Raw genomic sequence first — 14,268 nt, 5'->3', positions numbered from 1 at the left:
TCGGGGGCATACGCGGGGAGTGCTGATTTAGCCTACAAGGGCACGGGTGTGGTCGTTGAGGAAGATTCCGCGGGGGTCGAACTCGCGGCGTATTTGGATGAAAGTGTCAAGTTCCGGGTAGAGACGTTCCAGGCGGTTCCTGGTCATGAAGTGGATCTTGCCCCAGTGCGCACGTGGCTCAAATTCCTGTAGCAGCGCATCAGCCTCACGGAAGAAGGGCCAGTAGTCGGTTCCGGGCTTGGTAGTCAGGGTGATGACGGTACTGTCGCGCCCTTGGAACTGTGACATGTAGGCGTCGTCGGCCTTCACCCAGCGGACCTCGACAGGGTATTTCTGGTCCGGGTGCCTGGTGCGGATCAGGTCCTGGATGGCCTCCACGGCGGCCAGGCCATCTTCGCTGCGTACGAAGTACTCGAGTTCGTGGAACTGCGTGGTGAAGCCGCCGGGATAGATCCGATATGAACGATCCAGCCGGGCGCCTTCCGTACCTGAAATTTCACTCTCATCGTGGATCTGCGCAACGTTGTATCGCTTGGTGTAGCTGCGGTCCGCCATGCCCTGTCCCGGCGAACCCGGAAGATCCAGAAGTTCGCAGGAATCGTCGTCCGGGCACCAGAGGTACGAGTAATGACGGTTCGCGTCGAGGTCGGACTGCCAACTGGCTGCAGTCTCCGCCCACGTGGGATACGTGATCCGTTCCTGCAGGTAGTAACTGTCTTCGACCGCCAGTTCGACTTCCAGGAAGATCCCGAGGGTACCCAGGGCGACCTGGGCGGCCCTGAGTTCGCGGAGCTGCCCCTCGCCGATTTCGACGATTTCGCCGTAGCCGTTGATCAGCCTCACCCAGCGCAGGTTGGAGGAGAAGCTACCCAGCTCCTTTCCGGAGCCATGGGTGCTGGTCGCCAGCGCCCCGGCAATCTGCTGCTTATCGATGTCGCCCTGGTTGCCCAGTGCCAGCCCCTGCTCCCACAGTGGGTCGCCGAAGGCGCTGATGGTGGTGCCCGCCAGGGCCCTGGCACGACGCCGGGCCTTGTCAGTTCCGGTGATGGCCGAAAGGGCCGACATGTCCATCAGGACGCCGCCCGTCTGGACCAGCGGGGAGGATGAATGTCCTGAACCGACCGCCCGCACGGGGAGGCCTTCGCGGATGGCGAAACGAACGGCGTCGAGCGCTTCCTGTTCAGTCCGCGGCCGGACGGTGAAGGCGGGCGTGGCGCTCTGGTTCCCGCCCCAGTTGGTCCAGGTGACCTCCGTCCCGAAGGGAGCGGAGGGAGTGGCCGCGCGTGCCGGGGAAGCATCGCGGGAAAGGTTCGTGGCGGTCATAGCTGATCTCCGATGCTCGTCTGCGCGCTTACGCGCCGTGGTTGATCATGACGTGCTTGGTGCGCGAGTAGTCGTCCAAGGCGTAGAGCGAGAGGTCGCGGCCGTAGCCGGATCCCTTGAAACCGCCCCACGGTACCTCGCAGGCCAGCACCAGGTGCGAATTGACCCAGACGGTGCCGAAATCGAGCTGCTTTGGAACCTTCAGCGACAGGCTCGAGTCCCGGGTCCACACCGAGGCGGACAGGCCGTAGGGGCTCTCGTTTGCCCGGGTGACGGCCTCTTCCGTGGAACTGAAGGTCTCGACCGTGACGACGGGACCGAAGATTTCGTGGGTGGCAATGTGCGCCCCGGCCGGCACATTGCTGATGACCGTGGGCTCGATGAAGTAGCCGGGGCCTTCCAGGGCAGAACCCCCGATGGCCACGTTCAGTCCGGCGGCCTTGGCCGCGGCCAGGGCTTCCTGCACGCGTTCGAAGTGCGGGCGCGAAATCATGGGACCGATTTCCACGTCGTCGCCCGCCTGCGGAGCTCCGACCACCAGCGTGCTGACTTCGCGCACCAGGTGCTCGGTGAACTCCTCGGCCACTGACTCGTGCACGAGCACGCGGCAGGCCGCGCCGCAGTCCTGGCCGGCATTCCAGAACCCGGCATTGCGCACCCCGGCCGCGGCCGCACGGAGGTCGGCATCAGGAAAGACAACAACCGGAGCCTTGCCGCCGAGCTCCAGATGGACGCGTTTGACCGACCTGGCCGCGGTCTCCGCAACGGCCTGCCCGCTGACGACGCTGCCTGTCAAGGCAACGAGGGCAACGTCAGGATGCTCCGCGAGACGCTGCCCGACGGTCCGGCCCTGCCCCGTCACGACGTTGAGAATTCCATCGGGAATGCGTCCAGCCAGGAGTTCTGCGAGCTTCAGGGTGGACAGCGGTGTCTGCTCGGAAGGCTTCAGGACAATGCTGTTCCCTGCAGCAAGGATGGGCGCGATCTTCCAGGCGGCCATCAGCAGCGGGTAATTCCAGGGGGTGATGACGCCGACGACGCCCACGGGTTCCCGGAGTATGACCGAGGTGTGCCCGGTTGTGTAGTCACCACCGGCCATGGACATCAGCGTGCGCGAAGCTCCGGCCATGAAGCGGAACGTATCAATGGTGCTCGAGACGTCGTCCTCCGCGACGGTTCGCGGTTTGCCGGTGTTGGCTGACTCGATGAGTTCGAAGGCTTCCCGGTTGGCTTCGATGATGTTGGCGATAAGGTTCAGGACCTCGGAGCGTTCCTTCGGGGTGGTGGCGCCCCAGGACTTCTGGGCCGCCACGGCGGCGTCAACCGCAACATCGACATCGGCAGCTGTGCCTGCCTGTACGGACGCGATGACCCGCTCAGTGGTCGGGTCGACGACGTCGATAAGTTGGGTGGAGGACCCTGGGACAAACGATCCGCCAATGAAATGCCCGCCGGGCGGCAGAGGGAGCGGAAGTACGCCTGCAGGGCTGTGATCCTCGGGGCCGTGATCTGCGGGGGAGCGTCGGACAGCGAACTGTTCGGTGTGGGTGAGTGTCATGGTGTTTCGCCTTTGCTTTCTGCGCCGGTCGCGGCGCCGGGGGTGTTTGTGGGGTTCGGGGGTAAGCCCGTGTGTGGGGGTGCGGGGAGTTAGCCCGCGGTGCGTCAAATCAGTTCAGTTGCGAATGCGGGGGTCTGAAAGGGGGCGGCATCCGAGTTCTTTCGGAACAGACGGGCCGCGAAGTAGTACAGCGGGGCAACAACTGCCAGTCCGACGATCCAGGAGATGTCCACGCCGCCCATTGCCGCGGCCAGTGGGCCCGTGTAGATCGCCGTTGCGGAGAACGGCACCTGAATCAGGGCGCCTGCCAGGTAAGAGCCGATGGCGACCCAATTGAACCGTCCGTACACTCCGCCGTCGCGCTTGAAGAAGTCTTCCACCCTGTAGTCGCCGTGCCGGAGAAGGTAGTAGTCCACCAGGTTGATGGCCGTCCAGGGAACCAACACGTACATCAGGAAGGAGAGGAAGTTCGTGTAGAAGAGGATGAAGTTGTCGCGGGCGAACAGTGCGATCAGGACGGCAAGTGTGAAGAGGATCAGGGCCGCAACGCTTCGGGTCTTGGCGTGGGGCAACCAGTTCGGCTTGAACGTCTGGCCGATGGTGAGGCTGCACAGGACGCCGCAGTAAAGATTCATGGCGTTCGACGCCGCAACCCCGAGGCAGAAGATTCCGATGACAATCATGGTCCATGGCTGGAGAAACGCTCCCAGGCTGCCGACGATTTCAACGTTGCCGGCGTCGTTGCTCAACGTCGCGGCGAGCGTTCCCACCAGTGCGCCTAGGACCATGGGGAACAAGGTGCCCAGGACGCAGCCTGAGTAGGACGCCCAGAAGGCCGGGGCCGAGCCGGTGCCTTGGGGCATGTAGCGGGAGTAGTCCGAGACGTAAGGAGCGTAGGCGAGCTGCCACAGGGCTGATACGGAGATCGTGCCCATGAAGCCGACCCAGTTGAAGTTTCCCTGGTCCAGGAAGCTGGCCGGCAGTCCCTGGACGAAGAGGATCCAGGCGAAGGCCAGCAGCAGCGCCACACCGGCCACGACGCTCAGGAAGCGTGCATAGGCGTGAATGAGCCGGTAGCCGAAAATCGTGGCAATCACGCTGACGATGCCGATGATGATGATGCCTGCGTCAACACTGATTCCCGGGTTGACTGCGGCCATTGCTTCGCCGCCAAAGACGAGGTTCGCCGCGAAAAACCCGACGTACATGATCACCACAATGACAACGATCAGGAGTGCCCCGTACGAACCGAACTGGCCGCGGGTCTGGATCATCTGTGCCACGCCCAGTTGCGGGCCTTGGGCGGAATGGAGGGCCATGAAGATGCCACCGACGACGTTCCCAATGATGATTCCCACGATCGCGGGCACAAAGTGGAGGCCGAACACCGTGGTGGCGAGGCCGCCGGTCACGATGGTCATGATCATGATGTTGGAACCGAACCAGATGGTGAAGAGGTCCCGGGCTTTCCCATGGCGTTCGTCCGCCGGGATGGGCTGGATGGTCTTGTCCTCGAGCCGGGGTACTTCGGCCGAGGCGACGGGAGTTGTTCGAGTGCTCATGATGCGTTCCAGGATGCTGCTTGCAGTTCACGGACGGTGTTCGATTCGGCCTTGCTGCGGTTCACCATAAGGGCGAGCAGGTCGAAGACGAGGGTGGCCGCGGCGACGGTGGTGATGTCTGCATGGTCGTAGGCCGGAGCGACCTCGACGACGTCGGCGCCCACGATGTTGATGCCGTTCAGCCCGCGGAGAAGGGCCAGGAGTTCGCGGGAGTGGAGCCCGCCCATCTCGGGGGTGCCGGTGCCCGGTGCGTAGGCCGGGTCCAGGACGTCGATGTCGATGGAGACGTAGACGGGGGTGTCGCCGAGTCTCTCCTTGACCTGTTGGATGGCTGCCGGGACGCCGATGACGTCCAGGTCCGAGCAGCGGATGATCTGGAAGCCGAACTCGTGGTCGCGGAGGAAGTCGTTGCGGTCGTAGACCGGCCCGCGGATGCCGACGTGCATGGACATGTCTTCCACCAGGAGTCCTTCCTCGAATGCCCGGCGGAAGATGGTCCCGTGGGTGACCGGCTGGTCGAAATAGGTGTCCCACGTGTCCAGGTGGGCGTCGAAGTGCAGCAAAGCCACCGGTCCGTGGACCGTGTTCAATGCCCGCAGCATCGGGAGGGCAATGGTGTGGTCGCCACCGATGGAGATGAGCTTCTTGTCTTCGCTGATGAGGGGCAGCGCCTGTTCTTCGATTTCGCGGACCGCCCGTGTGATGTCGTAGGGCGTGCAGGCGATGTCGCCGGCGTCTACAACCTGGACTTCGTAGACCGGCTCGACGTCGAGTTCGGGGTGGTAGCCGGGGCGAAGGAGACGGGAGGCTTCGCGGACTGCGGCGGGACCGAAACGGGCGCCGGGCCGGAAGGAGGTCCCGCCGTCGAACGGTACACCGACGATGGCAATGTCGTAGTCCGGAACGCGGTCGATCTGGGGAAGCCTGGCGAACGTGCCGAGGCCTGCATACCGGGGGACTTTTGTTGCGTCGACGGGGCCGATGGGCTTGTGCGTTGTCATGCCTGGATCCTTCGGTTGCTGTGCAGCCGGGCGGTGACGCCGGCGGCGGTTCGGGGGAGGTGTTGGGTTGCTCGCCGTTGAGCGGGAGGTTGAGCGGGAAGTAAGTAATCCAATTCTTGGTGACGCGCGTCACGGCGTATAGCGTTAGATTGACTACAAATGGCCGAGGCTCTTATACATATGTCTATAAGCCTGTAGCGGGGCCGGAAACCAAGGATCTGGGAGCGCAATTCCATGGCTATTACAGTGGCCGAGCTCGTGGCGGAACCCCAGCTGGGACTCACGCTGCTGGCGGGATCCGCAGGCAGCGGCAACCGGATCACCTGGGCCCACACGTCTGACTTGCCGAGGCTGTGGGAATGGGTCACCGGCGGCGAGCTGATGATGACCAACGGCCTCTCCATCCCGGCCGATGCTGCCGGGCAGGTTGCGCTCGCCGAAGCGCTGGTGGAGGCGGGCGCCAGTGCCCTGGCCATCGGAGAGAAGATGCACGCGCCGGAACTGGTGCCGGAGTTCCTGGCCGCTTGTGAGCGGCTGCCGCTGCCGCTGATCAACGTGCCCTACCCGCTCCCGTTCATCGCCATCGCGCGAACGGTGGCTGAATCCTCCCTGCTGGAGGAATCGCGGCGGCTGCGACAGACCGCCCGGATTTACGATCTGCTCCGCACTGCCGGAGCATCCGAAGACCACATGCAGGGCCTCCTTGTGGGCCTCGCGGCTGAACTCGATGCAGAGCTGTTCGTCGTGGACAGGCGCTGCCTTCATCCGTGGCATCCGGACGGCCAGCCGCTGCCGGACTTCCTGCAGGCGGAATTGGCCCGGCTGACCGGGCGAATATCCCTGGCCGGGAAGAAGTTCCAGTGGCATCGGCTTCGGGACAGGCATGTGTTGATGATGGATATCCCCACACACGCCAATGCGCTCCTGGTGGTGCTCCCCAACGGCGAACCGCACCCGGACGCCGTCGTGCTGCTGCATGCGGCAACGGTACTGGGTCTGGAACTTTCACGAAAAGTCCTGTCCCTGGAAGGCCTGCACCGCCTGGCGAGCGAATTCCTGTTGCAAGCGGTCGACGGTCGCCTGGGAACGGCGGAACTGGAAAGCCGGCTCACGGCCTTTGATGTTCCGGCGAACGATTTCCTGATGGTTTCGATAGCGGCCGACGACGGCGAGCGGCTGGCTGACGTCCACGTCGAACTGTGGCGCCACGGCTTTCCGGCTGCCTGCCTGCGGCGCTTCAACACTCTTCATGTGGCGGTGTCCGCGGCGGTGACCGACGATATTCTGGTCCACTGTGCCGGTCCCGGGGTCCGGATCGGCATCAGCTCGCCGGCCTCTGCGCCCGGCATCCAGCGTGCGTTGCAGGAGTCGTTGTGGGCACTCGGCACGGCCAAGGGCAACGCCCTGAAGCTGTCCCGGTACGCGGAAGGTCCCTCCTGGCTGGGGCTCACGAGCTTCGAGGAAGGGACGGCGTTGGTGGAACGGCTGCTGGGCCCGATCTTCGCGTACGAACAGAGCCAGGAAGGTGATCTCATCGTGACGTTGAGGACGTACCTGGACACCCAGAGATCGTGGCAAAAGACCGCGGCGGCACTGTTCGCGCACCGGCAAACCGTCATTTACCGCATCCGGAAAATCAGCGAGCTGACGGGCCTGGACATGACCGAAACGTCCACGTTGGCCCAGCTTTGGTTTGCGCTTCAAATCCATGAGGCCATGCACAACTAGACGGGGCCTTCTTGCGCGGGCGGAGAGAACCCGCTATTCTGTGAACCGCGTCACTTCCGAGTGGCGCACACGCTTTTGATCTGCGGCGGGAGAGTCCTGCCGGTACATCCAGTCAGGCGCCGTAGGAGCAACTCCTCCCCAGGAATCTCTCAGGCCCATGTACCGCCGCGGCGAGGCAACTCTGGAAAGCAGTCCGGGCAACCGGGCTCACCGACGGTGCAAGCGGGCAATCATGCCGCGGAATCTCTCAGGTCCAATACAGAGCGGGGAGGAACCCACATCGTCGTGGCGCTCACAGGGCGCCTGAATCATGGAGTTCCTCTTGACTGTTCAATCAACCCCCACCGCCTTCGCGGACCGGCACATCGGCGCCCGGCGCCAGGCCGACGTTGACACCATGCTCAAGGCCATCGGCTACGACTCTGTCGACGGCCTGGTGGACGTCGCTGTCCCCGATTCCATCCGCCAGGAGTCTGCCCTGACGCTGCCGAGCGGCACGGCGGCGCTCAGCGAGGTCGAAGTCCTGGCCGAGCTTCGCCGGCTCGCGTCCAAGAACAAGACTGCAGTGCAGATGATCGGCCAGGGCTACTACGACACCCTCACGCCGCCGGTCATCCGCCGCAACATCCTCGAAGCCCCTGCCTGGTACACGGCCTACACCCCTTACCAGCCGGAGATTTCGCAGGGCCGGCTCGAAGCCCTGCTGAACTTCCAGACCATGGTCCAGGACCTGACGGCCCTGCCCGTGGCCAACGCGTCCCTGCTCGATGAAGCCACGGCAGTGGCAGAGGCCGTGCTGCTGATGCGCCGCGCCAACAAGAACAAGGAAGCCCGCGACGGCAAGACCGTCCTGGATGCCGACTGCCTCCCGCAGACCATCGCGATCGTCAAGGGCCGCGCTGATGCACTTGGCTTCGAGGTTGAGGTTGCCGACCTTTCCACGGGCCTGCCCGACGGCGTCATCAACGGCATCGTCCTGCAGCAGCCCGGCGTCTCGGGCCGCGTCTGGGACCAGTCTGCTGTCATTGCAGAAGCCAAGGACCGCGGTGCGCTCATTACCGTCGCGGCCGATCTCCTGGCCCTGACCCTCATCACTCCTCCGGGGGAGCAGGGTGCCGATATCGCCGTCGGAACAGCGCAGCGCCTGGGCGTGCCGCTGTTCTTCGGCGGCCCGCACGCCGCCTACATGGCTGTCCGGGAAGGCATGGAGCGCACGCTTCCCGGCCGCATCGTCGGCGTCTCCAAGGACAACGCGGGAGTGCCCGCCTACCGTCTGGCGCTGCAGACCCGTGAGCAGCACATCCGCCGCGAGAAGGCTACGTCCAACATCTGCACGGCACAGGCGCTGCTGGCCATTGTCTCCTCGATGTACGCGGTCTACCACGGCCCGGAAGGCCTGAAGGCTATCGCCGAAACGGTTCATGACCACGCCCGTACCCTCGCCACCACGCTCAAGACGGCCGGCCGCGAGCTCGTTTCCGAGTCCTTCTTCGACACCCTCACCGTCCGCGTCCCCGGCAAGGCCAGCAGGGTCATCACCGCCGCCGAAGCGCGCGGCATCAACCTGCGCGTCATCGACGCCGACACCGTCGGGGTTTCCGTTGATGAGACGACGACGCCGGAGGTCCTCTCCGCGGTTGCTGTCGCCTTCGGCGCCGGTCCGGTTGGCGCCGCGTCCGGGTTCGAACTGCCTGCCGCCGTTGTCCGCACGACCGATTTCCTCCAGCACCCGGTCTTCAATACGCACCGTTCCGAGACGCAGCTGTTGCGCTACATCCGCAAGCTGTCCGACCGTGACCTTGCGCTGGACCGGACCATGATCCCGCTGGGCTCGTGCACCATGAAGCTGAACGCCACGGCGGAGATGGAAGCCATCTCCTGGCCGGAGTTCGCCTCGATCCACCCGTTCGCGCCGGAGTCCCAAACAGCGGGCTGGCGCGAATTGATTGAAGGCCTGGAAGCTGACCTGACCGAGATCACCGGCTACGACCAGGTTTCCATCCAGCCAAACGCCGGCTCCCAGGGCGAACTTGCCGGCCTGCTGGCCATCCGCGGCTACCACCTGTCCCGCGGCGACTCCCATCGCGACGTCTGCCTGATCCCGGCGTCGGCCCACGGCACCAACGCCGCGTCCGCCGTCCTGGCCGGCATGAAGGTTGTTGTGGTGGCCACGGCCGCCGACGGCACCATCGACCACGCGGACCTGAACGCCAAGATCGAGCTGCACAAGGACGCACTGTCCGCCATCATGATCACCTACCCGTCCACCCACGGTGTGTACGACGCCGACGTCCGCGAAGTCTGCGACGCCATCCACGAGGCCGGCGGACAGGTGTATGTGGATGGCGCCAACCTGAACGCCCTGGTGGGCCTGGCGCAGCCGGGCAAGTTCGGCGGCGACGTGTCCCACCTGAACCTGCACAAGACCTTCTGCATCCCGCACGGCGGCGGCGGCCCGGGCGTGGGCCCGGTCGCGGCCAAGGCGCACCTGGCTCCGTTCATGCCCGGTGATGCCAACAGCGTTTCTTCGACGGGGACGGGTGTTGCCATCTCCGCGTCGCGCTACGGTTCTGCGGGTGTGCTGCCGATTTCGTGGGCCTACGTGAAGTTGATGGGCGGCCAGGGACTGACCGAAGCCACCAAGTCCGCGCTGCTCGCAGCCAATTATGTAGCCTCACAGTTGGATGAGCACTTCCCCGTCCTGTACACCGGCGAAGGCGGACTCGTGGCGCATGAGTGCATCCTGGACCTGCGTGCACTGACGGCTCGCACGGGCGTCACCGCCGAGGACGTGGCCAAGCGCCTGATCGACTACGGCTTCCACGCCCCCACCCTGGCCTTCCCGGTGGCCGGCACCCTGATGGTGGAGCCCACCGAGTCCGAGGACCTGGCGGAGATCGACCGGTTCGTCGAGGCCATGATCACCATCCGCCAGGAAATCGATCAGGTGGCTAATGGCGACTTCACCGTGGAGAACTCCCCGCTGCGCAACGCGCCTCACACGGCTGCCGCCGTCGTGAGTCCTGATTGGGACCGCGCGTACCCGCGTGAGCAGGCCGCCTTCCCGGTCCACCACCTCAAGCAGGACAAGTACTTCCCGCCCGTGGGCCGCATCGACGGCGCAGCCGGCGACCGCAACCTCGTGTGCTCCTGCCCTCCCCTCGAAGCGTTCGAGGACAACACAGCAGACTTCGAAAACTAAGGAAGCCTCCTATGTCTGAGAATTACACCGCTCTCTACGAGCAGCACAAGAAGGCCGGCGCCTCCTTCACGGATTTCGGTGGCTGGCAGATGCCCCTGAAGTACGAATCGGAACTGGCCGAGCACCACGCCGTCCGCACCGCTGCTGGCCTGTTCGATCTCTCCCACATGGGCGAGGTCTGGGTCAGCGGTCCGGACGCTGCAGCTTTCCTTGACTACGCACTGGTCGGCAAGATGTCGGCGATGGCCGTTGGCAAGGCCAAGTACTCGCTGATCTGCAATGCCGACGGCGGCATCATCGACGACCTCATTTCGTACCGCCGCGCTGAGGACAAGTTCCTTGTGGTCCCCAATGCGGGCAACGCCAAGGTTGTGGCGGCGGCACTGACCGAGCGGGCTGGTTCTGCCCAAGACGGCGGATTCGACGTCGTCGTTGAGGACGCCTCCGCCGAGACCTCGTTGATCGCTGTGCAGGGACCCAACGCGGAGGCTATCCTGTTGCCCCTCGTCCCGGCCGGGCAGCACGCACTGGTCACTGACCTGAAGTACTACGCCGCCGTTGAGGTAGGCATCAGCTTCAACGGCACTGTGCAGGACCTGCTCCTGGCCCGCACCGGCTACACCGGCGAGGACGGCTTCGAGATCTACATCCCGAACGTGGATGCGGCAGGACTCTGGGAAGCGCTGCTGGAAGTCGGCTCGAGCCACGGACTGATCCCCGCCGGCCTCGCCGCCCGCGACTCCCTTCGCCTGGAGGCCGGCATGCCGCTCTACGGTAACGAGCTCTCCCGCTACGTCAACGCCTACGCCGCAGGTCTGGGCCCGGTTGTCTCGCTCGCCAAGGAAAGCAGCTTCGTCGGCAGGGAGGCTCTGACGGCCATCAAGGCTGCCGGCGTCGGAACCACCATCGGCCAAAAGCTGGTCGGGCTCAAAGGCACGGGCCGGCGGGCCGCACGGGCACACTACCCCGTACTGAAGGACGGCATGCTCATCGGCGAAGTGACCTCGGGCCAGCCGAGTCCGACGCTGGGGTACCCGGTCGCCCTGGCTTATGTCGACGTTGAGTACGCCGAAATTGGCACAATCGTCGACGTCGACCTGCGCGGGAAGCCGGAACCCTTTGAAGTCGTCGCACTGCCTTTCTACAAGCGCGGCGCCGTCTCGCCTTAAGCCCGTCGGGTCCGCCCGGGGCCTGCGCTCTTCGAGACCCAAAGGTGCTGGAGGGTGAGCCGCCTGCCGGTTCTTGAGCCTGTCGAAACCAAACACAAACTCTAAGGATTGAAAAGATGAGCAAAGTAGTTGCCGAACTGAAGTATTCGGCTGAGCATGAGTGGGTTGCCTCGGATGGGGCTGGGACTGTGGGGATCGGGATCTCCGCGGTTGCTGCGGATGCCTTGGGCGATATCGTGTATGTGGACCTGCCCGAGGTTGGTGCCGCGGTGACCGCGGGGGAGACCTGCGGCGAGGTGGAGTCCACCAAGTCCGTCTCGGACCTGTACTCCCCGGTGACCGGCGAGGTCACGGAGATCAACCCCGCCGTCGTCGACGATCCGGCCCTGATCAACAGTGACCCGTACGGCGCCGGCTGGCTGTTCAAGGTGGCTGCTGAATCCGAGGGGCCGCTCATGTCGGCCGAGGAATACGCTTCCAAGAACGGCGGCGAACTGTGAACGCCCGGGCTGGTGCCGCAGGCACCGCTACGGCGGCGTTCGAGCAGGTAGTCTCCCCGTCCCTGGATGCGGACCTGTCCGCACTGGACCCGGAGATCGCGGCGAAGATCGACGACGAGCTGGCCCGCCAGCGCACCGGCCTGGAAATGATCGCGTCGGAGAACCACACCGCCAAGGCTGTCATGCAGGCGCAGGGTTCGGTGTTGACGAACAAGTACGCCGAGGGCTACCCGGGCAAGCGCTACTACGGCGGCTGCGAGCACGTTGACGTGATCGAGCAGCTGGCCATCGACCGGGTGAAGGCCCTGTTCGGCGCCGGGTTCGCGAACGTGCAGCCGCACTCCGGCGCGCAGGCGAACGCTTCGGTGATGCACGCGCTGATCAAGCCCGGCGATACGATCATGGGCCTGAACCTGGCCCACGGCGGGCACCTGACCCACGGGATGCGGATCAACTTCTCCGGCCGGCTGTACAACGTGATCCCGTACCAGGTCCGCGAAGAGGACCACCGGATCGACATGGCCGAGGTGGAGCGCCTGGCCCTGGAGCACAAGCCGCAGCTGATCGTGGCCGGCTGGTCGGCGTACGCCCGGCAGCTGGACTTCGCGGAGTTCCGCCGGATCGCCGATTCGGTGGGCGCCTACCTGATGGTGGACATGGCGCACTTCGCCGGCCTGGTGGCAGCCGGGCTGCACCCGTCCCCGGTCCCTTACGCGCACGTCACGACGTCCACGACGCACAAGACCCTGGCCGGTCCGCGCGGCGGGATCATCCTGACCAACGACGCCGCGATCGCGAAGAAGATCAACTCCGCGGTGTTCCCGGGCCAGCAGGGCGGGCCACTGGAGCACGTTATCGCGGGCAAGGCCGTGGCGTTCAAGATCGCCGCGTCCGCGGAGTTCAGGGAACGCCAGGAACGTGTGCTGGCCGGTGCCCGGATCCTGGCCGAGCGGCTGGTCCAGCCGGACGTCACGGCCAAGGGGATCAACGTGATCTCCGGCGGCACCGACGTGCACCTGGTCCTGGTGGACCTGCGCAACTGCGAGCTGGATGGGCAGCAGGCCGAGGACCGGCTCGCCGCGATCGACATCACGGTCAACCGCAACGCGGTGCCGTTCGATCCGCGCCCGCCGATGGTCACCTCCGGGCTGCGGATCGGCACCCCAGCGCTGGCGACCCGCGGGTTCGGCGCGGCGGCCTTTACCGAGGTCGCGGACATCATCGCCGAGGCCCTGACCGCCGAGGCCGGCGCGGACCTCTCCGGCCTGCGCTCCCGGGTCGAAGCCCTCGCCGACGCCCACCCGCTCTACCCCTCGGTCGCCAACCTGTCCTAGCCATTGGAGTTTTTGTCCAGATAACGGGACCAAAACGTCCTTCAAGTCCTCGTATCTGGACAAAAACTCCTTTGCTGGAGCCCGTTGTTCACCCCACCTTCACTGACTAGTTAGGAACCGATCATGGCTGTTGGTGTCTTTGATCTTTTTTCCATCGGAATAGGACCGTCCAGTTCACATACGGTGGGTCCGATGCGGGCTGCCGCGGTGTTCGCCGAGGAGCTTAAGGGCTCCGGCACCCTCGAGAAGGTGGCGTCCCTGCGGGTGGATTTGTATGGTTCCCTGGCCGCGACCGGGCACGGCCACGGCACCATGACGGCGATCCTGTTGGGACTGGAGGGCTTCCACCCGGAACTGATCCTGCCCGATGAGGTGGAGGAGCGGCTGGCCGCCATCGCCGGGTCCGGGAAACTGCAGCTGGCCGGGTCCGTGCAGCTCCCGTACGGGGTGCAGGATATCGTGCTGCGGCCGCTGACCATCCTGCCGCGGCATACCAACGGCATGACGTTCACGGTCTCCGACGCGGCCGGGGAGGTCCTGCATGCGGCGACGTTCTTCTCCGTGGGCGGCGGCTTCATCGTCCGCGAAGGCGAGGAGGACGCGGCGCTGAAGGAACTCGATGAGTCCAAGAAGGAACTGCCGCTGCCGTTCCGCACGGCCGCCGAACTGCTCGGACACTGCCAGTCCAAGGGCCTGTCCATCGGGGAGATCATGTTCGTGAACGAACGCGCGTCCCGGACGGAGGAGGAGATCCGGGCGGGCCTGCTGCACATCTATGCGGTGATGGAAGGCTGCGTGGAAACGTCCCTCAAGCGTGAGGGGCTGCTGCCCGGCGGGCTGAAGGTCCGCCGTCGGGCCCCGGACTGGCACGAGCGGCTCCTGAAGGAAAGC

At 65.1% G+C, this 14,268-nt stretch carries 10 protein-coding genes and 1 riboswitch; of the genes, 6 read left to right on the top strand and 4 right to left on the bottom strand.

The features are described from left to right. Positions 1–27 precede the first annotated feature (27 nt). The 4 genes from AC1DRE_RS18010 to speB form a co-directional block, all read right to left on the bottom strand. Complete coding sequence (locus tag AC1DRE_RS18010) at positions 28–1,323, bottom strand: D-arabinono-1,4-lactone oxidase (protein ID WP_476985886.1); 1,296 nt, start codon at positions 1,321–1,323, stop codon at positions 28–30. Between the two features lie 28 nt (positions 1,324–1,351). Then, positions 1,352–2,881 (bottom strand): aminobutyraldehyde dehydrogenase, encoded by a 1,530-nt coding sequence (locus AC1DRE_RS18005; protein ID WP_476985885.1) that lies wholly within the window; start codon positions 2,879–2,881, stop codon positions 1,352–1,354. Positions 2,882–2,985: 104 nt separating this feature from the next. Further along, a complete protein-coding gene (locus tag AC1DRE_RS18000; RefSeq protein ID WP_476985884.1) occupies positions 2,986–4,443 on the bottom strand; it encodes a purine-cytosine permease family protein in 1,458 nt (485 codons plus the stop codon). Beyond that, on the bottom strand, positions 4,440–5,444 hold the full coding sequence (speB, locus tag AC1DRE_RS17995) for an agmatinase (protein ID WP_476985883.1): 1,005 nt from the start codon (positions 5,442–5,444) through the stop codon (positions 4,440–4,442). The genes AC1DRE_RS18000 and speB overlap by 4 nt, the downstream gene beginning before the upstream one ends. A gap of 234 nt (positions 5,445–5,678) precedes the next feature. On the opposite strand from speB, the gene AC1DRE_RS17990 reads away from it, so the two are divergent. The 6 genes from AC1DRE_RS17990 to AC1DRE_RS17965 form a co-directional block, all read left to right on the top strand. Next, a complete protein-coding gene (locus AC1DRE_RS17990; protein ID WP_476985882.1) occupies positions 5,679–7,172 on the top strand; it encodes a PucR family transcriptional regulator in 1,494 nt (497 codons plus the stop codon). A 76-nt stretch (positions 7,173–7,248) separates the two neighbouring features. Beyond that, positions 7,249–7,347, top strand: a riboswitch (glycine riboswitch). 135 nt (positions 7,348–7,482) lie between these two features. Further along, positions 7,483–10,374 (top strand): aminomethyl-transferring glycine dehydrogenase, encoded by a 2,892-nt coding sequence (gene gcvP / locus AC1DRE_RS17985; RefSeq protein WP_476985881.1) that lies wholly within the window; start codon positions 7,483–7,485, stop codon positions 10,372–10,374. Between the two features lie 11 nt (positions 10,375–10,385). Continuing rightward, the gene (gene gcvT, locus AC1DRE_RS17980) at positions 10,386–11,543 is read left to right on the top strand and encodes a glycine cleavage system aminomethyltransferase GcvT (RefSeq protein ID WP_476985880.1); all 1,158 of its coding nucleotides are present in this window, start codon (positions 10,386–10,388) and stop codon (positions 11,541–11,543) included. A 116-nt stretch (positions 11,544–11,659) separates the two neighbouring features. After that, positions 11,660–12,043, top strand: coding sequence for a glycine cleavage system protein GcvH (gcvH, locus tag AC1DRE_RS17975; RefSeq protein WP_476985879.1), 384 nt, complete (start codon positions 11,660–11,662; stop codon positions 12,041–12,043). Further along, positions 12,040–13,377, top strand: coding sequence for a serine hydroxymethyltransferase (gene glyA / locus AC1DRE_RS17970; protein WP_476985878.1), 1,338 nt, complete (start codon positions 12,040–12,042; stop codon positions 13,375–13,377). The genes gcvH and glyA overlap by 4 nt, the downstream gene beginning before the upstream one ends. Positions 13,378–13,500: 123 nt before the next feature. Further along, positions 13,501–14,268 (top strand): serine dehydratase beta chain (locus AC1DRE_RS17965; RefSeq protein WP_476985877.1); only part of this gene is annotated, 768 nt, incomplete at its 3' end.

The sequence above is a fragment of the Arthrobacter sp. P4_H3 genome (genome assembly GCF_056400885.1).
The sequence above is the reverse complement of the archived record's forward strand: the minus strand, read 5'-3'. Positions and strand labels throughout refer to the sequence as shown.